At 53.6% G+C, this 23,938-nt stretch carries 27 protein-coding genes; 12 read left to right on the forward strand and 15 right to left on the reverse strand.

Going from position 1 to position 23,938, the window contains the following annotated elements:
* The first annotated feature begins 80 nt into the window (after window positions 1-80).
* Together ACUY4Q_RS21645 and ACUY4Q_RS21650 are read left to right on the forward strand one after the other, a co-directional pair.
* The gene (locus ACUY4Q_RS21645; protein ID WP_458044717.1) at window positions 81-2,024 is read left to right on the forward strand and encodes a bifunctional 2',3'-cyclic-nucleotide 2'-phosphodiesterase/3'-nucleotidase; all 1,944 of its coding nucleotides are present in this window, start codon (window positions 81-83) and stop codon (window positions 2,022-2,024) included.
* 345 nt (window positions 2,025-2,369) lie between these two features.
* Window positions 2,370-3,727 (forward strand): IS3 family transposase gene (locus ACUY4Q_RS21650; RefSeq protein ID WP_458043069.1). Its coding sequence is split into 2 segments (ribosomal slippage): window positions 2,370-2,820 and window positions 2,820-3,727, totalling 1,359 coding nucleotides; the frame shifts between segments, so codons are not numbered across the junction.
* Between the two features lie 251 nt (window positions 3,728-3,978).
* On the opposite strand, the gene ACUY4Q_RS21655 is transcribed toward ACUY4Q_RS21650, so the two are convergent.
* The gene (locus tag ACUY4Q_RS21655) at window positions 3,979-4,365 is read right to left on the reverse strand and encodes a winged helix-turn-helix transcriptional regulator (RefSeq protein ID WP_458044718.1); all 387 of its coding nucleotides are present in this window, start codon (window positions 4,363-4,365) and stop codon (window positions 3,979-3,981) included.
* Window positions 4,366-4,449: 84 nt separating this feature from the next.
* On the opposite strand from ACUY4Q_RS21655, the gene ACUY4Q_RS21660 reads away from it, so the two are divergent.
* The 4 genes from ACUY4Q_RS21660 to ytfE all read left to right on the forward strand — a co-directional run bounded on the left by ACUY4Q_RS21660 (window position 4,450) and on the right by ytfE (window position 8,033).
* Window positions 4,450-5,298, forward strand: a complete 849-nt coding sequence (locus tag ACUY4Q_RS21660) for an SDR family oxidoreductase (protein WP_458044719.1) — start codon at window positions 4,450-4,452, stop codon at window positions 5,296-5,298.
* Between the two features lie 81 nt (window positions 5,299-5,379).
* Window positions 5,380-6,204, forward strand: a complete 825-nt coding sequence (locus ACUY4Q_RS21665; RefSeq protein ID WP_458044720.1) for an AraC family transcriptional regulator — start codon at window positions 5,380-5,382, stop codon at window positions 6,202-6,204.
* A 75-nt stretch (window positions 6,205-6,279) separates the two neighbouring features.
* Window positions 6,280-7,251, forward strand: a complete 972-nt coding sequence (locus ACUY4Q_RS21670) for a DMT family transporter (protein ID WP_458044721.1) — start codon at window positions 6,280-6,282, stop codon at window positions 7,249-7,251.
* A 119-nt stretch (window positions 7,252-7,370) separates the two neighbouring features.
* Complete coding sequence (gene ytfE / locus ACUY4Q_RS21675) at window positions 7,371-8,033, forward strand: iron-sulfur cluster repair protein YtfE (protein ID WP_458044722.1); 663 nt, start codon at window positions 7,371-7,373, stop codon at window positions 8,031-8,033.
* Window positions 8,034-8,118: 85 nt separating this feature from the next.
* Here the strand turns inward: ytfE and cycA are convergent, their stop codons facing one another.
* Both cycA and bamJ read right to left on the reverse strand, forming a co-directional pair.
* Window positions 8,119-9,531, reverse strand: a complete 1,413-nt coding sequence (gene cycA / locus ACUY4Q_RS21680; protein WP_458044723.1) for a D-serine/D-alanine/glycine transporter — start codon at window positions 9,529-9,531, stop codon at window positions 8,119-8,121.
* A 297-nt stretch (window positions 9,532-9,828) separates the two neighbouring features.
* Entirely contained in the window at window positions 9,829-10,449 is a 621-nt protein-coding gene (gene bamJ, locus ACUY4Q_RS21685) for a BamJ family beta-barrel-assembly machinery protein (RefSeq protein WP_458044724.1), read from the reverse strand.
* A 233-nt stretch (window positions 10,450-10,682) separates the two neighbouring features.
* Between bamJ and ACUY4Q_RS21690 the strand changes: the two genes are divergently transcribed.
* Window positions 10,683-11,336, forward strand: coding sequence for a LysM-like peptidoglycan-binding domain-containing protein (locus tag ACUY4Q_RS21690; protein ID WP_458044725.1), 654 nt, complete (start codon window positions 10,683-10,685; stop codon window positions 11,334-11,336).
* Between the two features lie 54 nt (window positions 11,337-11,390).
* On the opposite strand, the gene ACUY4Q_RS21695 is transcribed toward ACUY4Q_RS21690, so the two are convergent.
* The 5 genes from ACUY4Q_RS21695 to rpsF form a co-directional block, all read right to left on the reverse strand.
* Window positions 11,391-12,326 (reverse strand): DMT family transporter, encoded by a 936-nt coding sequence (locus tag ACUY4Q_RS21695; protein ID WP_458044726.1) that lies wholly within the window; start codon window positions 12,324-12,326, stop codon window positions 11,391-11,393.
* A 142-nt stretch (window positions 12,327-12,468) separates the two neighbouring features.
* Window positions 12,469-12,918, reverse strand: coding sequence for a 50S ribosomal protein L9 (gene rplI / locus ACUY4Q_RS21700; RefSeq protein ID WP_437434348.1), 450 nt, complete (start codon window positions 12,916-12,918; stop codon window positions 12,469-12,471).
* Between the two features lie 41 nt (window positions 12,919-12,959).
* Window positions 12,960-13,187, reverse strand: coding sequence for a 30S ribosomal protein S18 (gene rpsR / locus ACUY4Q_RS21705; RefSeq protein ID WP_000135199.1), 228 nt, complete (start codon window positions 13,185-13,187; stop codon window positions 12,960-12,962).
* 4 nt (window positions 13,188-13,191) lie between these two features.
* Window positions 13,192-13,506 carry a primosomal replication protein N gene (priB, locus tag ACUY4Q_RS21710; RefSeq protein WP_015704181.1) on the reverse strand — a complete coding sequence of 105 codons (315 nt, stop codon included), beginning with the start codon at window positions 13,504-13,506 and terminating at the stop codon, window positions 13,192-13,194.
* A 6-nt stretch (window positions 13,507-13,512) separates the two neighbouring features.
* On the reverse strand, window positions 13,513-13,908 hold the full coding sequence (gene rpsF, locus ACUY4Q_RS21715) for a 30S ribosomal protein S6 (RefSeq protein WP_458044727.1): 396 nt from the start codon (window positions 13,906-13,908) through the stop codon (window positions 13,513-13,515).
* A gap of 343 nt (window positions 13,909-14,251) precedes the next feature.
* On the opposite strand from rpsF, the gene ACUY4Q_RS21720 reads away from it, so the two are divergent.
* Both ACUY4Q_RS21720 and ACUY4Q_RS21725 read left to right on the forward strand, forming a co-directional pair.
* On the forward strand, window positions 14,252-14,524 hold the full coding sequence (locus ACUY4Q_RS21720; RefSeq protein WP_458047416.1) for a YdgH/BhsA/McbA family protein: 273 nt from the start codon (window positions 14,252-14,254) through the stop codon (window positions 14,522-14,524).
* Between the two features lie 144 nt (window positions 14,525-14,668).
* Complete coding sequence (locus ACUY4Q_RS21725; protein ID WP_458044728.1) at window positions 14,669-15,862, forward strand: MFS transporter; 1,194 nt, start codon at window positions 14,669-14,671, stop codon at window positions 15,860-15,862.
* Window positions 15,863-15,922: 60 nt separating this feature from the next.
* On the opposite strand, the gene ACUY4Q_RS21730 is transcribed toward ACUY4Q_RS21725, so the two are convergent.
* The 6 genes from ACUY4Q_RS21730 to ulaA are packed head-to-tail and all read right to left on the reverse strand — an operon-like array spanning window position 15,923 to window position 20,331.
* Entirely contained in the window at window positions 15,923-16,609 is a 687-nt protein-coding gene (locus tag ACUY4Q_RS21730) for an L-ribulose-5-phosphate 4-epimerase (RefSeq protein ID WP_458044729.1), read from the reverse strand.
* Entirely contained in the window at window positions 16,609-17,463 is an 855-nt protein-coding gene (locus ACUY4Q_RS21735; protein WP_458044730.1) for an L-ribulose-5-phosphate 3-epimerase, read from the reverse strand. Before ACUY4Q_RS21735 ends, ACUY4Q_RS21730 begins: the two co-directional genes overlap by 1 nt.
* Before the next feature lie 9 nt (window positions 17,464-17,472).
* A complete protein-coding gene (locus tag ACUY4Q_RS21740; protein WP_458044731.1) occupies window positions 17,473-18,126 on the reverse strand; it encodes a 3-keto-L-gulonate-6-phosphate decarboxylase UlaD in 654 nt (217 codons plus the stop codon).
* A gap of 13 nt (window positions 18,127-18,139) precedes the next feature.
* The gene (ulaC, locus tag ACUY4Q_RS21745) at window positions 18,140-18,607 is read right to left on the reverse strand and encodes a PTS ascorbate transporter subunit IIA (RefSeq protein WP_458044732.1); all 468 of its coding nucleotides are present in this window, start codon (window positions 18,605-18,607) and stop codon (window positions 18,140-18,142) included.
* Window positions 18,608-18,616: 9 nt separating this feature from the next.
* Window positions 18,617-18,922 carry a PTS ascorbate transporter subunit IIB gene (ulaB, locus tag ACUY4Q_RS21750; RefSeq protein ID WP_437886883.1) on the reverse strand — a complete coding sequence of 102 codons (306 nt, stop codon included), beginning with the start codon at window positions 18,920-18,922 and terminating at the stop codon, window positions 18,617-18,619.
* Window positions 18,923-18,936: 14 nt separating this feature from the next.
* Window positions 18,937-20,331 (reverse strand): PTS ascorbate transporter subunit IIC, encoded by a 1,395-nt coding sequence (ulaA, locus tag ACUY4Q_RS21755; protein ID WP_458044733.1) that lies wholly within the window; start codon window positions 20,329-20,331, stop codon window positions 18,937-18,939.
* Between the two features lie 366 nt (window positions 20,332-20,697).
* Here ulaA and ulaG point away from each other — a divergent pair, with 366 nt between their 5' ends.
* Window positions 20,698-21,762 carry an L-ascorbate 6-phosphate lactonase gene (gene ulaG / locus ACUY4Q_RS21760; RefSeq protein ID WP_458044734.1) on the forward strand — a complete coding sequence of 355 codons (1,065 nt, stop codon included), beginning with the start codon at window positions 20,698-20,700 and terminating at the stop codon, window positions 21,760-21,762.
* A gap of 119 nt (window positions 21,763-21,881) precedes the next feature.
* Entirely contained in the window at window positions 21,882-22,637 is a 756-nt protein-coding gene (gene ulaR / locus ACUY4Q_RS21765) for an HTH-type transcriptional regulator UlaR (protein WP_458044735.1), read from the forward strand.
* Here ulaR and yjfP read toward each other — a convergent pair whose 3' ends face one another.
* Window positions 22,638-23,387 (reverse strand): esterase, encoded by a 750-nt coding sequence (gene yjfP, locus ACUY4Q_RS21770; protein WP_458044736.1) that lies wholly within the window; start codon window positions 23,385-23,387, stop codon window positions 22,638-22,640.
* 186 nt (window positions 23,388-23,573) lie between these two features.
* Between yjfP and bsmA the strand changes: the two genes are divergently transcribed.
* Window positions 23,574-23,903 carry a biofilm peroxide resistance protein BsmA gene (gene bsmA / locus ACUY4Q_RS21775; protein ID WP_458044737.1) on the forward strand — a complete coding sequence of 110 codons (330 nt, stop codon included), beginning with the start codon at window positions 23,574-23,576 and terminating at the stop codon, window positions 23,901-23,903.
* Window positions 23,904-23,938: the final 35 nt, after the last annotated feature.

Genomic DNA, 23,938 nt, shown 5'->3' on the forward strand with positions numbered 1-23,938 from the left:
GCAGTATTCACAATTCTGTAAGCAACAAAATGTACATATCACTTTCTTTTGTGGCTCAGATCTAAAAAAGGACCCTTCTGATGATTAAGTTTAGCGCAACGCTCCTGGCAACGCTGATTGCCGCCAGCGTGCAGGCCGCAACAGTGGATTTACGTATAATGGAAACCACTGATTTGCATAGCAACATGATGGACTTTGATTACTACAAAGATTCTGCGACGGAAAAATTCGGCCTGGTGCGCACCGCCAGCCTTATCAACGCTGCCAGAAATGAAGTCAAAAACAGCGTGCTGGTGGATAACGGCGACTTAATCCAGGGCAGTCCGCTGGGTGATTACATGGCGGCCAGGGGGCTGAAAAAGGGTGATATTCACCCGGTATACAAAGCCCTTAATACGCTGGATTATGCGGTCGGAAACCTGGGTAACCATGAATTCAACTACGGTCTGGATTACCTGCACCGGGCGCTGGAAGGGGCTAAATTCCCTTACGTTAACGCCAACATCATTGATGCTAAAACTAAAAAACCGCTCTTTACGCCCTACCTGATCAAAGAGACGAAGGTCATCGATAAAGACGGAAAACCGCAGACCCTGAAAATCGGTTATATCGGTTTTGTGCCACCGCAAATCATGGTCTGGGATAAAGCGAACCTGACGGGCAAAGTTACCGTCGACGACATCACCGAAACCGCGAAGAAATATGTGCCGGAGATGCGTGAGAAAGGGGCAGATCTGGTCGTCCTGGTGGCCCACTCTGGCCTCTCTTCCGAGCCTTATCAGGCAATGGCAGAAAACTCGGTCTACTACTTAAGTGAAATTCCTGGCGTCGATACCATTCTGTTTGGTCACGCGCACGCCGTGTTCCCCTCGAAAGATTTTGCCGCCATCAAAGGGGCCGACATCGCTAAGGGCACGCTGAATGGTGTGCCATCAGTGATGCCTGGCATGTGGGGCGATCACCTGGGTGTTGTTGACCTGGTGCTGAATAACGAGGGTGGAAAATGGCAGGTCACCTCTTCCAAAGCGGAAGCGCGCCCGATTTATGATGCCGCCGCCAAAAAGGCACTGGTGAAAGAAGACAGCAAGCTGGTGGACATTCTCAAGCACGATCACGATGCCACCCGCGAGTTTGTCGGCAAACCTATCGGCAAGTCCGCTGACAATATGTATAGCTACCTGTCGTTGGTACAAGATGACCCAACCGTGCAGGTGGTCAACAACGCCCAGACTGCATACGTGAAGCACTTTATTCAGGGCGATCCGGATCTGGCTAATCTGCCGGTGCTCTCTGCCGCCGCACCGTTTAAAGCGGGCGGACGTAAAAACGATCCGGCCAGTTTTGTTGAGGTCGAAAAAGGGCAGCTCACCTTCCGCAATGCCGCCGATCTTTATCTCTACCCTAATACTCTGGTGGTGGTAAAAGCGACCGGCAAAGAGGTGAAAGAGTGGCTGGAGTGTTCCGCCGGGCAGTTTAACCAGATCGATCCTAACAGCAGCAAGCCGCAGTCACTCATCAACTGGGAGACGTTCCGTACCTATAACTTCGATGTGATTGATGGGGTGAAATACCAGATTGATGTGTCGCAACCGGCCCGTTACGACGGTGAATGCCAGAGCGTGAATCCGCAGGCGGAGCGTATTAAAGATCTTACCTTTAACGGTAAACCCATCGATCCGAATCAGGTGTTCCTGGTCGCCACCAACAACTACCGTGCCTACGGCGGCAAGTTTGCGGGTACTGGCGACAGCCATATCGCCTTTGCCTCCCCGGATGAAAACCGTGCAGTGCTGGCGAAGTGGATAAGCGACGAGTCCGCACGGGCGGGCGAAATTCACCCGGCAGCGGATAACAACTGGCGCCTGGCCCCAATTCATAGCACCACACCGCTGGATATCCGTTTCGAAACCTCTCCGTCAGAAAAAGCAGCGGCATTTATCAAAGAAAAAGCGCAGTACCCGATGAAGAAAGTGGGGGATGATGAGATTGGCTTTGCGCTGTATCAGGTGGATTTGAGTAAGTAAGCGGTGGACAGCCCCTCGCCCCTGCGGTTGAGGGATCCCTGGTAATATTACGTTTTACAGCGATATCACGGCGAAATGAGAATAAAACAGTCACCGCGATGACTGGGTCCGGCTGAAAATCGACGAAGCGTATCCGTAAGGCCGGGGCGACGCGCAGGGATGCGCGGCGAGGGCGACTTTACACGGACGTTACCTTCGCCCGTCCCCGATAAGCCTGAAGGAGAAGCTAAGTGCACCGCGCCAGCGGCGATTTTCCTGGCCGGGAGCCCGGGTCGCCAGGGCGGTGGCGGTGCACTGAACCCAGGATCCTGGACACCAGATTTCTCAGTCTGGAGGTTCAGTACGATGAAATATCCTTTTCACATCCGGCTTGCTGCTGTTCAGCATTACATGGCCGGGCATTCCTCTATCAAGGAAACGGCCCGCCTGTTCAGTGTTGGCAGGACACCGCTGACCCGCTGGCTGCGGGCCTTCAGACGCCTGGGTAAAGCCGGGCTGGAGGACCGTCCTGCCCGTGCCTATACTGCAAAATTCAGGCTCCGCGTTGTCCGCTACGTCATTGAAAACAGGTGCAGCTACGCGGAGGCTTCCGTGCGCTTCGCTATCCCCAATGAATCCCTTATTCTCGACTGGATGAGGCGTTACCGGAAAGGGGGTAAAAAGGCGCTTCACTCTGCCAGACCCGGACCCGCTATGTCACAGAAAAAGTACATTCCTGGCGCGAAGCCATTCAGTGAAATGACCCCGAGAGAGCTTCAGAGGGAACTGGAATATCTGCGTGCGGAAAATGCTTATTTAAAAAAGCTGAAAGCCCTGAGGGAGGAAAGCGCGCTCAGGGAGCAGCAAAAAAAACCAGAATAGTGCAGTCATTACTGGCGGCACACAGGCTGCCCTGCCTGCTGTATGCCGCGCGACTGTCACGCAGCACGTATTATTATCATGTCTCGCATCCAGCACATGATACTGAACGTTATGCGGAGGCCGTCAGCGCGATGAAGGCCATCAGCCAGCGGCATGCTCAGCGTTATGGCTACCGCAGAATGACAAAAGCGCTGCGTGATCAGGGCTTCATGCTCAATCACAAAACCGTGCGCAGGCTGATGAAAGAACACGGCCTGACCTGTCAGCTGCGCCGGAAAAGATATCGCTCGTACATGCCGGATGCCGGGCTGGCATCCTCTAATCTTCTTGCCCGGGACTTCAGCGCTGAACGAAGTGGGATGAAGTGGTGTACGGATGTGACGGAGTTCCGGGCCGCGGGGCAGAAACTGTATCTGTCTGCCCTGCAGGATCTGTTCAACAATGAAATCGTGGCCTGGAATATGTCGACCAGCCCGTCACAGCCTCTGGTCTGCAGGATGCTGCAAAGGGCAGTGAAAGCCGGCAGACACAAAGAAGGTCTGATATTACACAGCGACCAGGGCTGGGCTTACCGGACACCGGCATGGCGGTTAATGCTGGAGAAAGCCGGGATAACCCAGAGCATGTCGCGTAAAGGGAACTGTCTTGATAACGCAGTGATAGAAAACTTCTTCAGCCATCTGAAGGTGGAGATGTACTACCGTAAGAAATACGGTTCCGTGAAAGAACTGGAGCGCGATATCAGGGTGTATATCCGCTACTACAATAACGAACGGATCAGCCTGAAAACGGGCGGGATGAGCCCGGTGGCATACCGGGCTCAGGCAGAAAGACACGAATAAAAAAGTGTCCAGGAACTGGGGTTCAGTGCAGGTGAACCGCCCTGGCACGTTCACGGGTCCTGTTGCTATAGAAAAGCAAGGAACATAAGGTGAACGGAACGACCACCAGAGCCGCATTTTCCCCCTCACCCTCACCCTCTCCCCAAAGGGGCGAGGGGACTGATCGAGCCTGCTTATCTCCCCCTCCCTTGAGGGAAAGGGATCAAAAACGTAAACCGGATAAGGCGTTCACGCCGCCATTCGGCAATTTATCAGGCGGCGCGGTCCTCCCGCGTCGCCAAAACCTGCGGCAAATTCAGCTCAATCCAGTCGGCTAAATCCGCCACCTTCTCACTGACCTGCTCACCGAGCGGCGTCAGACTGTACTCCACATGCGGCGGCACCACCGGGTAAGAGATGCGGTTAAGAAATCCGTCCTGCTCCAGCGCTTGCAGCGATTGTGCGAGCATCTTCTCGCTAACACCGCCCATCTTGCGGCGTAAATCACTAAAACGATGGGTGCCCTGGCGCAATGCGACCAGTATTAGCACGCCCCAGCGGCTGGTCACATGTTTCAGGATATCCCGTGAAGGACACGCTTCGGCAAACAGATTACCGTCGCGCATCTGCTCGCTCAGGGTCGGGTTTGTGCCTTTCATACTTACCTTTTTGTACGTACTTACTAAAAGTTAGTTATGGTGATAGTGTGCCACAACACAAGACAAACACGAAGGAGATTCACCATGATCGCAATTACCGGCGCTACCGGCCAGCTCGGTGCACTCGCTGTTGAAGCCTTACTGAAAACCGTTCCTGCACACGACATTGTTGCCATTGTTCGTAACCCGGCGAAGGCCGAAGCCTTAACCCAACAAGGCGTTGTTGTCCGCCAGGGTGATTACAACGACGAAGCCGCGCTGACGGCTGCGCTGGCGGGCGTAGACAAACTGCTGCTGGTCTCCTCCAGTGAAGTGGGCCAGCGTACCGCTCAGCACCGTAATGTCATCAATGCCGCGCGTGCTGCTGGCGTGAAATTCATTGCCTACACCAGCCTGCTGCATGCCGACAACTCCCCGCTGGGTCTGCACGTCGAGCATGTTGAAACCGAAAAACTGCTTGCTGAATCCGGTATCCCCTTTGCACTGCTGCGTAACGGTTGGTACAGCGAAAACTACCTTGCCAGCGCTCCGGCTGCCCTCGCGCACGGCGTGTTTATTGGCGCGGCGGGCGAAGGCAAAATCGCCTCTGCCACCCGTGCGGATTACGCCGCGGCGGCGGCGCGTGTCGTTAGCGAAGACGGTCACGCAGGCAAGGTGTATGAGCTTGCCGGTGATAATGCCTGGACGCTGAGCGAACTGGCGGCGGAGCTGAGCAAACACAGCGGCAAGGCGGTGGTGTATCAGAACCTGAGCGAAGCTGATTTTGCCGCTGCACTGAAAGGCGTCGGTCTGCCGGAAGCGTTCGCTAACCTGCTTGCAGACTCTGACACCGGCGCCTCAAAAGGCGGTCTGTTTGATGACAGCCATACCCTAAGCCAACTGATTGGCCGTCCGACGACCCCGCTTGCCGAGAGCGTCAAAGGCATTCTGTAACTGTTGCATATTGGTTAATTTTTGTGGCATGCCGCCGGACCATCCTTAATAATGACAGGATGGTCATGGCGGAGAATGAGAGTGCAAGGCGTACCGGAACAGTTTGACGATGAGAAAGACAGCGCGCGTTTTCGCCATCTTGCCCAGGTGCCGGGTGTCGAGTTGTATCATGCGCACATCTCCCGCTACGCCTTTGAGCCTCATACCCACGAAGCCTTCGGCATTGGTGCGATTGAAGCTGGTGCCGAACGCTTTCGCTACCGTGGCACCCAGTACGTTGCGCCCGCGAACTCCGTTGTCACCATGAACCCGGACGAACTCCACACCGGTGAAGCCGACAGCGACGACGGCTGGCGCTACCGAATGGTGTATCTCGACCCCTCGTTACTGGAAGAAGTCACCGGCATCCGCCACTGGTGGTTCAGCGACGTGATGCGTCACGACCCGCTGCGCACGCAGCAAATCTGCGGTTTGATCCATGGGCTCTGGCATACCGAAGATCCGCTGGCGCAAAAAGGATTGCTGCTCGATTTGATTGATAGTTTCAGTCCGCTGGCGCGCCACGCGCCGGTTTATCAGGAAGGGGGCCACCGCTTCGAGCGTGTGCGTGAGTTCCTGCATGACAACTATATGCACACGCTGACGCTGGATGAGCTGGCGAAGGTGGCCTCGCTCAGTCCCTACCATTTTCAGCGCCAGTTTAAAGCCCATTATCACGTGACTCCGCACCAGATGCTGATGGCTATTCGGCTCTGGCGCGCCAAGAACTTCCTGACCCAAGGGATGCCCGCGGCCGAAGTGGCTGCGGCGACCGGGCTTACCGATCAGTCTCATCTCACCCGTGCTTTTACCCACCGCTACGGCATTACTCCGGTCCGCTATCAAAAGCAGGTTGCCCGGCGCTAATGCGCAATCTCCTACAATATTCCGCCGTATTCGCTTCCTACACTGGTGACGTAAACCCTCAACGTGGAAGGAAGTATGATTAGTGGTGTGTTGTATGCCCTGCTCGCGGGCATGTTGTGGGGGCTGATTTTCGTTGGCCCACTGATTGTTCCTGAGTATCCGGCAGCATTACAATCTACCGGGCGTTACCTGGCCCTGGGGCTGATTGCGCTACCGCTCGCCTGGCTGGGCCGCCAGCGACTGCGCCAGCTTACGCGTTCTGACTGGTCTGTCGCACTGGCGCTGACCATGATGGGAAACCTCATCTATTACGTCTGCCTTGCCAGTGCTATCCAGCGCACTGGCGCGCCGGTCTCAACCATGATCATCGGTACGTTGCCGGTGGTGATTCCCGTCTGCGCTAACCTCCTCTACAGCCAGCGCGACGGCAAGCTCGCCTGGACAAGCCTTGCCCCTGCACTGCTCTGCATTGCCGCCGGGCTGATATGCGTCAACATTGCAGAACTGCACGGCGGTCTGCCTGATTTTACCTGGTGGCGCTATGGCTCCGGCATTGCCCTGGCGATGGTGTCCGTCGGGTGTTGGGCCTGGTATGCCCTGCGCAACGCCCGCTGGCTTCGGGAAAACCCGGACAAAAACCCGATGATGTGGGCGACCGCCCAGGCGCTGGTGACGCTCCCGGTCTCCCTTCTGGGATATGCTGCCGCCTGCCTGTGGCTGAACGTTCAGCAACCCAACTTTGCTCTGCCTTTCGGCCCGCGCCCCTGGGTGTTTATCGGCCTGATGGTGGCGATTGCGGTGCTGTGCTCCTGGGTGGGCGCATTATGCTGGAACGTTGCCAGCCAGCGGCTGCCGACGGTGATTCTTGGACCACTCATCGTTTTTGAAACCCTCGCCGGGCTGCTGTATACCTTCTGGCTTCGCCAGACAATGCCCGCGTGGCTAACGCTTTGCGGCATTGCCCTGTTGGTCATCGGCGTGGTGATGGCCGTACGGGCCAAACCTGAAAAGCCCACTGTCGTCTCGCTCTCCGAATCCTCTTCTTAACCTGACCGCTCCCGTTCGGGGGCGGTAAAATTCATTTCCTCTTGCCCAAAAGGGGTATATCATCTCTTTAAAGATGCATTTAAAATACAACTTATAAATTCGATGATGAGGTAACGGCTATGGCCTTTCGTGATCAACCCCTGGGTGAACTGGCGCTCTCCATTCCACGTGCATCTGCGCTGTTCCGTAAATACGATATGGATTACTGCTGCGGCGGTAAGCAAACGCTTGAACGCGCGGCAACGCGCAAAGAGCTGGACGTCAGTGTGATCGAAACAGAGCTGGCTAAACTGGCAGAGCAACCTGTTGAGAAAGACTGGCGCGTGACCGCACTGGGCGAAATCATCGACCACATCATCGTGCGCTACCACGATCGTCATCGTGAACAACTGCCAGAACTGATTCTGCAAGCTACCAAAGTAGAACGCGTTCACGCCGACAAACCGAACGTGCCCAAAGGACTGACCAAATACCTCACCATGCTGCTTGATGAACTTTCCAGCCATATGATGAAAGAAGAGCGCATTCTGTTCCCGATGATAAAACAAGGAATGGGAAGCCAGGCCTCAGGCCCGATCAGTGTGATGGAAAGTGAACATGATGATGCAGGCGAACTGCTGGAAGTGATCAAACACATCACCAACAACGTGACGCCGCCAGCGGAAGCCTGCACCACCTGGAAAGCGATGTACAACGGTATTAATGAATTGATTGATGACCTGATGGAGCACATCAGTCTGGAAAACAACGTTCTGTTTCCGCGTGCCCTCGCTGGGAATTAAGTTAAGGCGCCCGAGAGCGCCCTGTTTCATGGAAGTCACTTTAGAGCCGCCGAAGCGGCTCTTTTTTATTGGCTGGTATGCAGGTTTATTTATTCAGGCCTTGCAGGCGCTTCTTGCCAACAATCAGCCAGCCTAAGCCCAGCACCACAAACCATAGCGGCGTGATAATTAACGCTTCACGAGTGTCCTGCTCCAGGGTCAGGAGCGCGACCACAAACACGAAGAACGCCATACAGACCCAGCACATCACTTTACCCAGCGGCATCTTGTAGATAGAGGCTTCGTGCAGCTGCGGGCGCTGTTTACGGTAAACGAGGTATGAACAGAGGATAATCGTCCAGACGAACATAAACAGGATGGCCGAAACGGTGGTGATCATCGTGAAGGCCGCAATCGCACTTGGGTTCACGTACAGCATTACCACACCGCCAAGCAGGCAGATACAGGAGAAGGTCAGCCCTTTTGCCGGTACCGCGCGTTTAGAGAGCTTGCCGAAGGCTTTCGGTGCCACACCGTCCTGCGCCAGGCCGAACAGCATACGGCTGGTCGAGAATACGCCGCTGTTTGCGGAAGAGGCGGCAGAGGTCAGCACCACGAAGTTAATAATACTCGCCGCCGCAGGCAGGCCAACCAGTACGAACAGCTCAACGAACGGGCTTTTATCCGGCACCACGGAGCTCCACGGCGTCACGGACATAATCACGATCAGCGCGAAAACGTAGAACATGATGATACGAATCGGAATAGAGTTAATCGCCCGTGGCAGGGATTTCTCCGGATCTTTGGTTTCAGCAGCCGTGGTGCCTACCAGTTCAATCCCCACAAAGGCGAACACCGCAATCTGGAAACCGGCAAAGAAACCGCTGATGCCTTTCGGGAACCAGCCGCCGTCATTCCACAGGTGGGCAATGGAAGCCTCTACCCCGGTCGGCGATTTAAAGTGGGTCAATACCATCACCAGGCCCACGATAATCAACGCCACAATGGCGACGATTTTGATCATCGCGAACCAGAATTCCATCTCACCAAACATTTTCACCGTGGCAAGATTGAGGCTCAGCAGCACGACCACCACCGAGAGTGCGACAATCCAATCGGATAGCCCTGGGAACCAGAACTGCGCGTAAGCGGTGATGGCCACCACATCTGCCATTCCGGTCACCACCCAACAGAACCAGTAGGTCCAGCCGGTGAAGTACCCCGCCCACGGCCCGAGCAGGTCGGCGGCGAAGTCGCTAAAAGATTTATATTCGAGATTCGACAGCAGCAATTCACCCATCGCTCGCATGACGAAAAACAGCATAAAACCAATGATCATATAAACGAAAATGATCGACGGCCCGGCGAGACTGATTGTTTTCCCCGATCCCATAAACAGCCCGGTACCAATGGCACCGCCGATAGCAATAAGCTGAATATGTCGGTTTGTTAGATTGCGCCGGAGTGACTGTTCGGTCGAAGCCTCATCATCGGCCACGACTTTTACCTGATCTACCATGTTTATTTCCTGTCTGTGTTGTTGAGGCTCTGCTGGCCTTTAATTACGTCATTCGCCCTTACGCGGACGCAACGATATTAGGTAAGAATTGGCGGGATGAATACTCTGAATTCAAGATGATGTTAAATATTTGTTTAAAGTGAGCAGCATATCACTCGGATTAAGCGATGGAGGTCACAAAAATACACTGCATTTCGCGCATAGCAAGATAAAGTATCGAAAGTAATTCATTTACTGAATGATTAGCGCAGTGGCGCCCTCCTCTCCCCCGTCGAGGAGAGGAAAACGCCGGCAGGATTACAGGATTTCCAGTAATTCCACTTCAAACACCAGCGTGCTGAATGGCGGGATGGACGCGCCAGCGCCACGCTCGCCATAGGCCAGGTTGTGCGGAATGGTTAGTTCCCACTTCGAGCCAACCGGCATCAGGGTCAGCGCTTCAATCCAGCCGCCGATGACGCCGTTAACCGGGAATTCAGCCGGCTCGCCACGGGCAACGGAGCTGTCGAAGACGGTACCGTCGGTCAGTTTACCGGTGTAGTGCACGCGAACACGGTCAGTACGCGCCGGAATAGCACCTTCGCCCTGAGTGATAACACGGAACTGCAGGCCGGATTCGGTGCTGTTCACACCTTCTTTCTCACGGTTTTCTTCCAGGTATTTCACGCCTTCGGCTGCCATTTCTTCGAAGCGAGCACGACGCACGGCGTCTGCACGTTCGTGAATTTCACGCAGCGCACGATGAACAACGTCCACCGGTACAGCCGGTTGTTTGCCTGCCAGTGCGTCGGCCAGACCGGCAACCAGTGCTTCCGGTAACAGCCCCTGTAAGCCGGATTCGCTAAGCTGCTGTCCTACCTGCAAACCGATGCCATAGCTGGCCTGCGCTTCAATCGTGTCAAACGTTGGGGTTGTCATGGGTCTTCCTTTCATCACTTTTTAAGGTAGCGCGCAGCATAACAGCCACGTCGCAACGGGTAAAACTTTGTCGCAGTAAAGATGACAAATCGCAGAGAAACAGAAAGAATAGTGTCGGTAAGATTAATCTCAATGTCACGGCGGGAGATATCACATTACGCAGTCGATCAGAGAGTTAGCCATCTATACTCAACATCACAGGATAATAAATGACGCGGAGCAGGAGGAAAGCCATGCCCGGGCGATTTGAACTGAAACCTACCCTGGCGAAAATCTGGCACGCCCCGGACCATTTTCGCATTCTGGACCCGCTTCCGTCGTTGCACCGCAAGGGGCTGATTTTGGCGTTCCTGTTGGTGGTGATTGGCATTCTGTTGCCGTCGGGGAACGATGCGCCACCGTCTTCAAACGCGACGCGAGAAGCTCAACTGGATATCCAGTCGCAATCTCAACCTTCGTCACCCACGTTGACCACGTCTCCCGCGCAGAGCCAATCTTCCGCGCCGCTGGTCAATGAGCCACAGCAAAACGTCCCGCTTGAACCCGAACCGATTCAGGAACAGCCTCAGGATGAGGAACAAGCGCCACAGCATACCGCTGCACCTGCTGCGAGCGGCATCGATCAGCAATGGCGCGCCTACCGGGTTGAACAGGGAAAAACGCTGGCACAACTTTTCCGCGATCATAACCTGCCGCCGACAGACGTTTATGCGATGGCCAAAGTGGAAGGTGACGGGAAGCCATTGAGCACGCTACAGAGCGGGCAGATGGTGAAGATTCGTCAGAACGCGAACGGTGTGGTAACGGGCCTGACGATTGAAGGCGGCAACGCGCAGTCGGTGCTCTTTACGCGTCAACAGGATGGCAGCTTTATCCGCGCGCGTTAACCCATGCTTGATAAGCCCGGCAGACGTCAGTCACGGCCGGGCTTCTTTAAACAGTTATCTGTTTCTGGCGACCTTATTAACCCACCAGATGCCTGAACAAACCAGAACCAGCGCAACAGCATACTTCCATTCGAGAATGTTCTCGCCAAGAAACAGGGCAGAAAGCAGCGCACCTGATACCGGGATCAGGAAATTGAAGGGGGCAATCATGCCGACGCGGTTGTACTTCAGCAGCACGCTCCACAGGGCAAAGGCGACGGATGAAAGCAGCGTCAGGTAGCCAAGAATCATCACCGATCCAACGCCGTGGAAAGTGAGTGAACCCCCACTAACATAACCGCCAATCATCAACACCAGCCCGCCAAACGCCAGCTGATAGCCCGTCATGACCATCGGATCCACCGTCTGTGAAATGCGCTTACCGTACAGCGTGGCTGCCGACAGGATAAACGCCGCCATCACCACAAAACCATCCCCCATCAGACTGAAGCTAAAATCGAGCGAGCCACTGCTGAGGTTGACGACCATCACGCCGGTAAAGCCCAGCACGCAGCCAAGGCTTTTATTAAAGCTGAGTTTGTCATTCTGATAGATGAAATGTGCCAGCAGCACGCTAAAGAACGTGCCGGTCGCATTCATAATCGACCCTTTTACCCCGGTGGTAAACGCAAGTCCCACGTAGAAGAAGACGTATTGCAGGGAGGTTTGCGTCACGCCAAGCAACGCGACCTGGCCAAACTGGCGGGTTGACAGACGCCCGAGTGGCTTGCTTTGCACCAGCATAAACAACAGCAGCAAAATGCCGGCAAACAAGAAGCGGTAACCCGCAAACACGACTTTGGACGGAATATCATCCACCGCAATCTGGAAAATCTCATAGCCGCTTTTTATCGCCGGATATGCACTTCCCCAGAGTAAACAACAGAAGGCTGCGCCTGCATATGCCGCATTTTTGCGGGCGAAAAGCGGTGCAGGGAGTACCGTTTCCATTTCATCCCCATTTTTAAAATCACGTTTTAATTTTGATTATCGCGGAATGAGCAGGGAATAGGAATAGAGAGTGATGAGATAAGGGCAGAAAAGCAAAACGCCGGCACAAGGCCGGCGTTTTTACGCAACGTCAGAGGCTGAATTATTCAGCAACAACGTTAACGGTCAGTTTAGCAAACACTTCGCTGTGAACCTGGAAGTCCACTTCGTGCTCGCCAGTGGTACGCAGAACGCCGTTCGGCAAACGAACTTCGCTCTTAGCTACGTCAACGCCAGCTGCAGTTACAGCGTCAGCGATGTCGCGAGTACCGATGGAACCGAACAGTTTACCTTCGTCGCCAGCTTTAGACGCGATGGTTACGGTTTCCAGTGCGTTGATTTTCTCAGCGCGTGCATTAGCAGCGGCCAGAACGTCAGCCAGTTTGGCTTCCAGTTCAGCACGACGTGCTTCGAAAAACTCAACGTTTTTCTTAGTAGCAGGAACAGCTTTACCCTGTGGGACCAGGAAGTTACGAGCGTAGCCCGCTTTAACATTGACCTGATCACCCAGGCTGCCCAGGTTTGCTACTTTATCAAGCAGAATAACTTGCATTACCTTATCCTCTTAAAGTCGTATAAATGGACTGTGCCCGATTACTGATGACGATCAGTGTACGGCAGCAGGGACAGGTAGCGAGCGCGTTTGATAGCGCGAGCCAGCTGACGCTGATATTTTGCACGAGTACCGGTGATACGGCTTGGGACAATCTTACCGCTTTCGGTGATGTAGTTTTTCAGCGTTGCGATATCTTTATAGTCGATCTCTTGAACGCCTTCCGCGGTGAAACGGCAGAACTTGCGACGACGGAAATAACGTGCCATATGGCTAGTCTCCAGAATCTATCAATTCAATCTGCTCGGCATGCAGAACCATTTTGCTCAGGCCGTTCTTTGCCTTGTGGCAAGAAATGAACCCCTGAACGGTTACTGCGCTACCGACCGTTATACTGTGAGTAATGGCCTGGTTTTCGTGTCCGCTAATGATAACGGGCATTTGGCACCACGCCTGCCGGTGAAAACCGGCTTCCTCCTGCACAGAACGATGCTCAAGCACGAACTGGCAATGAGGAATTCCTGATGGGCTGACCTTTCGAAGGGGCATCCTGCACACGGTGCCGGATAACACCAGACGGTTGGTCATCAGAAATTACTCTTCAGAATCCCCAGCATCTGCATCATCTGCGGTTTCGTTTGCGAAATCATCGCGACGCTCACGGCGCTCGTCTTTCGCTTTAACCATCGGAGATGCTTCGGTAACAGCGTGCTTAGTACGCATTACCATGCTACGGATAACGGCATCGTTGAAGCGGAAAGTTGTTTCCAGCTCATCGATAACTTCCTGCGGCGCTTCCACGTTCAGCAGAACGTAGTGAGCTTTGTGCAGTTTGTTGATCGGGTAAGCCAGCTGACGGCGGCCCCAGTCTTCCAGACGATGGATCGTACCTTCTGCACCAGTGATGGCAGCAGTGTAGCGTTCGATCATACCCGGAACCTGTTCGCTCTGGTCAGGATGGACCATAAAAACGATTTCGTAATGACGCATCGAATTGCTCCTTACGGATTATTCAGCCTCCTGTCTGGGTCAGCCGAGGCCCATGGAGGCAAGGAACGTGTTAAAGGTCGGCTGAAAAATGACGCGCCATAATACTTATCTCCCCCCTCAAACTCAAGCTGATTGCGCAAATAATTCGCACTAACCGCAAAGCCGCTTCATACGTCGGCATTAAACTTAAGACAAACCGCATCACGGCAAATTTTTGAATGACTGCATCAGAAATGGTCGCGATACGTGTTGGCGGGAAAGCGTAGACTTTATGCATACCCAAACACAGGGACGAACGCATGACCTGACGGTGGTACAGTCAGTTGTTGTGGAGCGTAATACCATGAAAAACATCGCAATCTTATTAACTATGCTGTTGCTCAGCGCCAGCGCGACAGCGGCCATCAAAATTAACGGTCAACAGGCCCGCAATATGGACGACGTCCAGAGTCTGGGCGTGGTCTACATCAACCATAATTTCGCTCAGGAAAAAGAAGCGGAAAAAGCGTTGAACGACGAGGCCAACGTGCGCGGGGCAAAATATTTTCATACCCTGATAATGCATGAGCCGGGCAGTAATAACAGCCTGCATGCCAGCGCAGAAATTTACCGTTAATCGCCGCGCTGAATCTAAAGCCTCCTTACGCGGAGGCTTTTTTATCGCCAAAATTAAATGATAATTATTTCTTTTTAATGCTTATCATCGTCATAGTCTGCTGATTTAATAGCACATTAATCAGCAAACTATCCGGAGTGATATGTGTTTGTGCGTCCTGCTACATTAAGCCGTATTCCAAAAGGCGTCTGGGTACTGGGTGGCGTCAGTCTGCTAATGGATGTCTCGTCTGAGATGATTCACAGTCTCCTGCCTCTTTTTATGGCCACAACCCTCGGGGCAAGCGTGATTGTCATCGGCCTTATCGAAGGGCTGGCGGAGGCAACGGCACTGATTATCAAAGTCTTTTCCGGCGTGCTCAGTGACTACCTCGGTAAACGTAAGGGACTGGCGCTGTTGGGTTACGGCATGGGCGCGCTGAGCAAACCGCTTTTTGCGCTGGCGTCATCCTCTGGCGTGGTCTTTGGCGCACGCATGATTGACCGCGTCGGCAAAGGCATCCGTGGTGCCCCCCGCGATGCGCTGGTCGCCGATGTGACGCCACCAGACATTCGCGGTGCGGCTTTTGGTCTGCGCCAGTCGCTGGATACCCTTGGAGCGTTTCTCGGCCCGTTGCTGGCCGTTGGCCTGATGCTGCTCTGGAACAATGACTTCCAGGCCATCTTCTGGGTCGCCGTCGTCCCTGGCGCGCTGGCCATCGTGCTGCTCTATTTTGGCCTTGAAGAACCGAAAACGCCGGTGATCAAAAAACGCACGAACCCACTTACCCGCGAAAATCTGAAGAAGCTGAGCAACGCTTACTGGTGGGTGGTCGCTCTCGGTTCTGTCTTTACCCTCGCCCGTTTTAGCGAAGCGTTTCTGGTTTTGCGTGCCCAGCAAATGGATATTCCCCTGTTTGCTATTCCACTGGTCATGGTAGCCATGAACCTGGTGTACAGCCTGACAGCCTATCCTTTCGGTAAGCTGTCCGATGGCATGAGTCATAGCAAAATGCTGCAGGCCGGCCTGCTGGTACTGATCGCGGCAGATATCGTCCTGGCGCTGAGCAGCCACTGGAGCACGTTACTGTTTGGTGTTGCCTTGTGGGGCATCCACATGGGCATGACCCAGGGGCTGCTGGCAGCGATGATAGCCCATACCGCTCCTGCGGAACTGCGCGGTACGGCATTCGGCATGTTCAACCTGATGAGCGGTATCGCCCTGCTGCTCGCCAGCGTCGGGGCAGGCGTCTTGTGGGAAACACTCGGCGCCGCCTCCACGTTCTATGCGGGTGCCATCATCTGTGTAATAACGCTGCTGGGCATGCGCTTTTCACCGACACCCTATCGGCAATACTAAAAATGGCCCCGGACGACAGGATACCGTCACCCCAAAGTGAGGTTGTCCGGGGCGCTATTCCTACTTTTGCCCGTAATAAGCATTGGGGCCATGCTTACGCATAAAGTGTTTGTGCATGAGGTAGTCATCAATCGGCTTTAGTGCTGGATTAATGCCCCGGGCTATCCAGGCCATTCGTGCAACCTCTTCCAACACTACCGCATTGTGCACCGCATCTGCCGCATCCTTTCCCCAGGCAAACGGGCCATGCTGATAGACCACAATTCCCGGCGTATGCAGCGGATTATTGTCATCCAGCGTTTCAATGATCACCTTGCCCGTATTACGTTCGTACTCACCTTCGACCTCCTGTTTCGTCAGGCCACGCGTACAGGGAATATCGCCAAAGAAGTAATCAGCATGGGTCGTGCCCATTGCCGGGATCGACAACCCTGCCTGCGCCCAGGCGGTGGCATGGGTAGAGTGGGTGTGTACGACACCACCCAGCTCAGCGTAGCGCTGATAGAGCGCCAGATGGGTCGCCGTGTCCGAAGAGGGACGATACCGCCCTTCTACTACGTTTCCCTCAAGATCAACCACCACCATGTCATCGACTGTCATAACCTCATAGGCTATTCCACTCGGCTTGATCACGATGACGCCGCGCTCCCTGTCGATCGCACTGACATTACCCCAGGTAAAGGTCACCAGCCCGAAACGTGGCAGATCCCTATTCGCTTCAAACACCTGCTGTTTAAGCGTCTGCATCAGGCTGCTTCCTCAAGACCCGCACATGACATCTGCGCTTTGACCCAGTCCCGGGCCTTTACCACTTCCTCTGCCGGGTTGTCAGCCGTTTCGCTCCACATCTCAATCAGATAGGGGCCGCTATAACCACTTTCCTTCAGCGTTCGGAAGCAACGTTCGAAATCCACCACACCGGTGCCAAAAGGCACGTTTTTGAAGATGCCTGGGCGCGTATCTTTTACATGCACAGCGACGATGTGACCAATACCCGCCTGCAGCTCCATCTGTACGTCGTTGTCCCACGCAGAAAGATTGCCGATATCCGGATAAAGCTGGAACCACGGGTTGTTCAGATAATGCGCATAACCCAGCGCTTTACTGATCGAGTTCATCAAGGGATAGTCCATAATTTCCATCGCCAGCGTGACCTGCGCCCGACTGGCCATATCGACGCTTTCTTTTAGCCCTTCACGAAAACGACGCCGGGTTGTGTCGTTCGCCTGCTGGTAGTAAACGTCGTAACCGGCCAACTGAATCACACGAATACCGGTGTCCTGAGCAAACTGGATAGCTTTACGCATTATCGTCAGGCCTTCGGCGCGGACGGCGTCATCCTCGCTCCCCAACGGAAAGCGGCGATGAGCACTGAGGCACATTGAAGGCACTCTGACCCCGGTTTCTGCCACTGCACTCACCAGTGCCAGCCGCTGTTCAGCGCTCCAGTCCAGGCGGGCTAACCGCGCATCCGTCTCATCTACCGACATTTCAACAAAATCAAACCCCAGCGTTTTTGCCAGCCGTAGCCTCTCTCGCCAGCACTCCCCGGCGGGGAGCGCTTTCTCATAAATACCCAGCGGGTTCTGTTTGAGTGTCATGCGCCCTCCTTAATCCCAAAGCTGAGCGATTGAGCGTTTGAACTGGCGGGCAGCCTCTACCGGATCGGCGGCATCACGAATACTGCGTCCGGCAATAAAGACATGGATGGGAATTCCCTGGAACAACGGTAAATCTTCCAGCGCCAGACCACCGGTAACCGTCACTTTAAAGCCCATTTCCGCCAGCTTCGTCACAGCGCTGATATCAGCCTCGCCCCATGCCACCCCTGCCGCCTGGGCATCACGGCTACGGTGATAAACCACCTGCTGAATCCCTGCGTCGCGCCATTGCTGTGCCTGTTGCCAGGTCCAGTAACCGGTCAGCTCAATCTGGACATCACCGTTAAACTCTTTCGCCACATCAAGTGCACCTTTGGCGGTATTGATATCGGCGCAACAGATAACGGTTACCCAGTCCGCATTCGCTTCAAAGCACATGCGGGAGAGGATTTTCCCGGCATCGGCAATCTTGGCATCGGCTAACACAATTTTATGCGGATAGAGCGCCTTCAGGTCGCGCACCGCGCGGACGCCTTCACCCACGCATAAAATGGTGCCGACTTCGATAATGTCCACTTCTTCAGCAATCAAACGGGTGGTTTCGTAGGCGTGGGACAGCGTCTGGTTATCCAGGGCCACCTGTAACATCGGTAAATCAGACATGATTGTTGCTCCTTTAAACAGACGCCGCCGTGGCGCTATCAATTAAATCGAGGACATCCTGCGCCGTGCGGCAGGCTCGTAAACGGTCAAAATTAGCTTCATCCTCAAACAGGTTGACGATCTGCATGATGCCGTCTTCCTGATGGGTCCGCGCATCAACGGCCGCCAGCGTGATGAGGATATCCACCGGGTCGTTATCTTCATGGTTGAACACCAGGGGTGTTTTTAACGTCACCAGTGCGAAGCCGTTTTTCTTCACGCCTTCTTCTGGCCGGCCATGAGGCATCGCCAGCCCTGGGGCAATGACGAAATAAGGACCGAAGCGCGCAACGCCATACAGAATGGCCTGGTAGTAACGCGGCTCAACAACACCCGCCGCTTCGAGAAGGTCTACGCCGATTTTCACCGCGTCCTGCCAGGTGCTGGCCTCAGCCTGAAGACAAATCGCATTGTTCTCCGCCAGTGAGTCACGTAATTTCATGGCGCATCCTTATTTCACATCCTGCGCAAAATGCGCGTTAATCACTTCCATCAGCTTCGGTCCAAAATCCGCCGCTGAAAGCATATTGCGAACGCCCACCACATGTTTGTTGCCAGACACTTCGATCTCACCCGCCACGTGGGTGGAGGCGATAATGATGTCAGCCCCTGAAAGTTCGCTTTTGTACTCGCCTACCGCACAGCTGTTCACCGTGTGGTTGACGCCCTGCTGCGTCAGAAACTGGTCAACTTTCATTTTCATGATCATCGAGCTACCTTGCCCACAACCACATACAGCCAGAATACGTACAGTCATTGTCAAACTCCTTCTTAAGCAGAGTGTTCTGTCAGTTGTTTTTCCGCGTCTTCTTCAGCGCGCAGCGTGCGCCCGGCGAAGAACATGTAGATCAGCGCAATCACGATAATCACGCCCATAAACCACAGGCCCAGGGTCATCCCTTGCATCATCGGTGGTGCCAGAATTGACCAGTCAGCCATGCCCATCCAGGCGCTCATGCCAGTGAGTTTCACCGCCCAGACGCAGCCGAAAATTTCAATCATGCCCATGACCAGGCAAATTTTGAGCGCCGCGCGCCAGCCACCAAAGTGGTTGGCGAAGACGCCGATGGTGGCGTTGGAGAAGAACATTGGGATGAAGCCGGGAATGATCAGAATGGACGAGCCGCAGGCGATCAAAATGCCAACCGCAATCAGCTGGCCGATGGTCCCCCACATAAAGCCCCAGACCACGGCGTTTGGCGCAAAGCTATAAATGGCCGCGCAATCGATCGCCAGTACGGCACCCGGAATCAGACGCTGTGAAATGCCGTTGAACGCTTCTGACAGTTCGGCGACGAACATGCGCACGCCCTGAACGATGATGAAAATCGCCACCGCGAACTGGAAGCCGGTTTGCAGGATATAGACCGTCCAGTGCACTTTCCCGGCCATCGTCTGAACGGTATCGATACCAAACGAGAGCAGGATCGCCCCGAAGAAGACAGTCATCACAATCGCGGTGGAGACAATGTTGTCATGGAAGATATTTAGCCAGCCTGGCAGTTTCAGATCTTCCACGCTCTCCTCTTTTTTGCCCAGGTAAGGAGCAAGTTTGTAGGCTATCCAGGAGGCAAATTGCTGTTGATGACCGATGGAGAATCCGCAGTTGTCCGTTACGGACTGGGTCGGTTTGTACATCATATTGGAGGTGATTCCCCAATAGAGCGACACCAGGACGGCGGAGCAGATAATGGTGGTCCACATGGAGTAGCCAAGTATAAAGAAAAATACCGCAATCAACCCAGCCTGCTGAAACATGATGTGCCCGGTCAGCATGATGGTGCGTATGCCCGTTACCCGCCGGAGTAAGACATAGGCAATGTTCAGCGCCAGCGCGAGCAGCACGGCATAACCGACCCAGCTGTAAGCATCCCCCATACGTTCGATGGTGGCCATCATCGAGGCATAGGTGTCTGAAATAGCACCATTAATGCCATAGACCTCAGACATTTTAGCAACGACGGGCTTGAAGGTACTGGTCAGGATCCCCGACCCCGCCTGCAATAGCATGAAACCAATAATGGTTTTGATGGTGCCTTTAACAATGACGCTGACACTTTTTCTTAGCAGGATGTAGCCAATACAGGTCACGATGCCCAACAGCAGCGGGGCATTGGTCATAACCTGATTAAAAAAAATGGTGAAGACGTTGTAGAGGATCTCCATAACTTGCTCCAGTCAAAAAGGTGCTTCATCTCATCGATGCAGCACAAGGTGTAAATTCACTCTACCAATCAAAAACAATCACAAAAAGATTGGTTTTGATTATTTGTGATGAATCACGCAAATTATTTGCTCAGCCATGAAACGCCTCCACACCCTCTTCGAGCTATTCCGTAAAAATCATTTATATTCAAAAGAATAAATAAAAAACCCTTTAGTAACCATGACAGGAGCACATACTTAAAGGCCTGGATGACCTTTTATTTAATCTAGTCACCCCTCTTGCAGCCATGAAAAAACTGTGAAAACATAAATCATAAGTTGTCATTATTTGATTATTTTTGATAAATAACGGTAAGGAGTGGCGCGATGAGTAAAATTGAAACCATCACCCGTGAGTCATGGATCCTGAGCACGTTCCCTGAATGGGGCAGTTGGCTGAATGAAGAGATTGAGCAGGAAAACGTTGCACCGGGCACATTTTCCATGTGGTGGCTCGGCTGTACGGGCATTTGGTTGAAATCCGAAGGGGGGGCAAATGTTTGTGTCGACTTCTGGTGCGGTACGGGTAAGCAGAGTCACGGTAACCCGCTGATGAAAAAAGGCCACCAGATGATGCGCATGGCCGGGGTGGAAAAACTACAGCCTAACCTGCGTACCACGCCGTTTGTGCTGGATCCCTTTGCCATCCGCCAGGTAGATGCGATCCTCGCTACCCACGATCACAACGATCATATTGATGTCAATGTGGCCGCTGCGGTCATGAAAAACTGCGCCGACGATGTTCCTTTCATTGGTCCACAAACCTGCGTCGATTTATGGGTAGGCTGGGGTGTGCCAAAGTCGCGTTGTATCGTGGTCAAACCCGGTGATGTCGTACGTATCAAAGATATTGAAATTCATGCGCTTGATGCATTCGATCGCACAGCCCTGATCACCCTGCCCGTCGAGCAAAAGGCGGCAGGCGTTCTGCCAGACGGCATGGACCAGCGTGCAGTGAACTACGTCTTTAAAACTCCCGCTGGAACGCTTTATCACAGTGGAGATTCCCACTACTCCAACTATTACGCCAAACACGGCAATGAATATCACATTGATGTGGCTTTAGGCTCTTACGGTGAGAACCCACGCGGCATCACAGATAAAATGACCAGTGCCGATATGCTGCGCATGGCCGAGGCCCTCAATACCAAAGTGGTTATTCCTATCCATCATGACATCTGGTCAAACTTTCAGGCTGATCCGCAGGAAATCCGCGTGTTATGGGAGATGAAAAAAGATCGCCTGAAATATGGCTTCAAGCCCTTTATCTGGCAGGTCGGCGGTAAATTCACCTGGCCGTTGGATAAAGATAATTTTGAATACCATTACCCTCGCGGCTTCGATGACTGCTTTACCCACGAGCCCGATCTTCCGTTTAAATCTTTCCTTTAATCGTCAGGGCGGTTGCGGCACAGCACCCGCCCTTTTTACTGGCATGCAGTACGAATCTTTAGTAATTTCAGGCTATTTCAAATATCATCTTTTCACATCATTTCTTATCGGAATAGCTCATGACGGAAGCGCAAAGACATCAAATATTGCTGGATAAACTGGCGCAGGCGGGCTTTATTACGGTTGAACAAGTTATCGCAAGTCTGGGCGTTTCCCCGGCGACCGCGCGTCGGGATATCAACAAGCTTGATGAAATCGGCAAGCTCAAAAAAGTACGTAACGGTGCCGAGGCAATCAGCCAGCAGCGCGCGCGCTGGTCCCCTATGAACATCCATGAAGCTGTGCATCATGATGAAAAAGTGCGGATTGCCAGGGCCGCCTCGCAACTGGTTAACGCCGGAGAGAGCGTGGTGATTAACTGCGGTTCGACAGCGTTTCTGCTGGGACGTGAGATGTGCGGTAAACCGGTGCAGATCATCACCAATTACCTGCCGCTCGCTAATTACCTGATTGAGCAAGAACACGACAGCGTGGTTATCATGGGCGGGCAGTATAATAAAAGCCAGTCGATTACCCTGGGCCCGCAGAGTAGTGAAAACAGTCTCTATGCCGGTCACTGGATGTTCACCAGTGGCAAAGGGCTGACCGCCGAAGGGCTGTACAAGACCGATATGCTCACCGCGATGGCCGAGCAGAAAATGCTTAACATGGTGGGAAAACTGGTCGTGCTGGTCGACAGCAGTAAAGTGGGCGAACGTGCGGGCATGCTGTTCAGTAGCGCCGATCAAATCGACATGGTCATTACCGGCAAACAAGCTAACCCGGAGATCCTCAAAAAGCTTGAGGATCAAGGCGTCAAAGTGCTTCGGGTGTAATCAAAGCGTCCGGGTGAAGAAGGCGACGGCGGCATCCAGCGCCGTGGGTGTAATGCGGTGCTTCACGCCGGGCTCTTGTAAATATGTCAGTTGGCTATCCAGCCCCTCTCCTGCCAGCGCCTGCTGTAAGCGTACGGTTTCGGCAGCGGGCACCACATCATCATCTTTTCCGTGCCATAACAGAAGTGGTCGGTTTCCCAACTGCTGCAAATGCGTTGTGGCATCCCATTGTGCCAGGGGCGCAATAAGTGCGTTGAAATCCGTCTCCTGAGCGGGTTGAGTAGGGTCAAGCGGTGGGAAAAGCGTTCGCGAAAGCGTGGAAAAATAGCCGGAACCCATCAGACAAGCCACGCTACGCACCTCCGGGAACTGGGTCATGATACCGAGCGCGGTCATTCCGCCCATTGATGCGCCCCCCACGGCCAGCCGATCACCTTCCACTAAATCAGCCTGATAAAGCGCATCCCGTAGTGCGGGAAACTCCGCAAAATTGCCCTGTAAGATTTGCCAGAACTGCTGCAACCTGCCGGTTTCATCATGGTTAAAGCGAGCGCCATGCAGGGGGGCATCCGGCATAATCACCCGAAATCCGGCCTGCGCCAACGCCACGGCAAAGTAGCTGTAAACCAGCTTTGATGACAAAAAGCCGTGGTAAAAAATAATCGTGGGCAGCGGCTGCGCCGCCTTTCCTTGCGGGAAAGCATGGAGTGTTTCAATACCTGCAAAATGCCGTAGATCAAGTTCAATCATTTGCGCCTCCGTGTTCTATAGTGCTGGTATGCCACCCCGCAACGGCAGGTGCAAGTCAGAGTTTTCATATCAACCTTAAACATTGAGATATAGATTACGCTTTCACGGAATTTTCATTCGAAAATAACGGCAGGGATAACAATTCGGGAACATTCCCCTGAGCGGAAATTAACGAGGAACTACACTATGGCAATCAGGAGACATGAAAAAATGATGCGCAGTTTCAGCGCTATTCTGCTGGCGTTCGTTTTAAGCAGCTGTAGCGCACTGGAAGGTAAGCCGCAGGCGGCCCCTCCGGTAAGCGATCATCCTCAGGAAATTAGTCGTAATCAGACGCAAAGCCTGCAGGAGATGGGTGCCGTAAGCGTGACCGTGCTGGGTTCGCCGATGGATGTTGAAGAGGCCATTAAGGTAAAAGCGACCCAGGCCAGGGCGGATTACTACGTCATTTTAATGATGGATGACACGATTCTCCCGGGACGCTGGTACGCCCGCGCCCTACTGTATCGCCAGTAAAAACGCATTGTTTAAGGAAGATTTACACTGATTTT

It is taken from the genome of Phytobacter cepae (assembly GCF_054165735.1).

Coding starts and splice junctions, on each gene's coding strand:
- ACUY4Q_RS21645 (WP_458044717.1), top strand. CDS start 81: ATGATTAAGTTTAGCGCAACGCTCCTGGCAACGCTGATTGCCGCCAGC.
- ACUY4Q_RS21655 (WP_458044718.1), bottom strand. CDS start 4,365: ATGAAAGGCACAAACCCGACCCTGAGCGAGCAGATGCGCGACGGTAAT.
- ACUY4Q_RS21660 (WP_458044719.1), top strand. CDS start 4,450: ATGATCGCAATTACCGGCGCTACCGGCCAGCTCGGTGCACTCGCTGTT.
- ACUY4Q_RS21670 (WP_458044721.1), top strand. CDS start 6,280: ATGATTAGTGGTGTGTTGTATGCCCTGCTCGCGGGCATGTTGTGGGGG.
- ytfE (WP_458044722.1), top strand. CDS start 7,371: ATGGCCTTTCGTGATCAACCCCTGGGTGAACTGGCGCTCTCCATTCCA.
- cycA (WP_458044723.1), bottom strand. CDS start 9,531: ATGGTAGATCAGGTAAAAGTCGTGGCCGATGATGAGGCTTCGACCGAA.
- bamJ (WP_458044724.1), bottom strand. CDS start 10,449: ATGACAACCCCAACGTTTGACACGATTGAAGCGCAGGCCAGCTATGGC.
- ACUY4Q_RS21690 (WP_458044725.1), top strand. CDS start 10,683: ATGCCCGGGCGATTTGAACTGAAACCTACCCTGGCGAAAATCTGGCAC.
- ACUY4Q_RS21695 (WP_458044726.1), bottom strand. CDS start 12,326: ATGGAAACGGTACTCCCTGCACCGCTTTTCGCCCGCAAAAATGCGGCA.
- rplI (WP_437434348.1), bottom strand. CDS start 12,918: ATGCAAGTTATTCTGCTTGATAAAGTAGCAAACCTGGGCAGCCTGGGT.
- rpsR (WP_000135199.1), bottom strand. CDS start 13,187: ATGGCACGTTATTTCCGTCGTCGCAAGTTCTGCCGTTTCACCGCGGAA.
- priB (WP_015704181.1), bottom strand. CDS start 13,506: ATGACCAACCGTCTGGTGTTATCCGGCACCGTGTGCAGGATGCCCCTT.
- rpsF (WP_458044727.1), bottom strand. CDS start 13,908: ATGCGTCATTACGAAATCGTTTTTATGGTCCATCCTGACCAGAGCGAA.
- ACUY4Q_RS21720 (WP_458047416.1), top strand. CDS start 14,252: ATGAAAAACATCGCAATCTTATTAACTATGCTGTTGCTCAGCGCCAGC.
- ACUY4Q_RS21730 (WP_458044729.1), bottom strand. CDS start 16,609: ATGCAGACGCTTAAACAGCAGGTGTTTGAAGCGAATAGGGATCTGCCA.
- ACUY4Q_RS21735 (WP_458044730.1), bottom strand. CDS start 17,463: ATGACACTCAAACAGAACCCGCTGGGTATTTATGAGAAAGCGCTCCCC.
- ACUY4Q_RS21740 (WP_458044731.1), bottom strand. CDS start 18,126: ATGTCTGATTTACCGATGTTACAGGTGGCCCTGGATAACCAGACGCTG.
- ulaC (WP_458044732.1), bottom strand. CDS start 18,607: ATGAAATTACGTGACTCACTGGCGGAGAACAATGCGATTTGTCTTCAG.
- ulaB (WP_437886883.1), bottom strand. CDS start 18,922: ATGACTGTACGTATTCTGGCTGTATGTGGTTGTGGGCAAGGTAGCTCG.
- ulaA (WP_458044733.1), bottom strand. CDS start 20,331: ATGGAGATCCTCTACAACGTCTTCACCATTTTTTTTAATCAGGTTATG.
- ulaG (WP_458044734.1), top strand. CDS start 20,698: ATGAGTAAAATTGAAACCATCACCCGTGAGTCATGGATCCTGAGCACG.
- ulaR (WP_458044735.1), top strand. CDS start 21,882: ATGACGGAAGCGCAAAGACATCAAATATTGCTGGATAAACTGGCGCAG.
- yjfP (WP_458044736.1), bottom strand. CDS start 23,387: ATGATTGAACTTGATCTACGGCATTTTGCAGGTATTGAAACACTCCAT.
- bsmA (WP_458044737.1), top strand. CDS start 23,574: ATGGCAATCAGGAGACATGAAAAAATGATGCGCAGTTTCAGCGCTATT.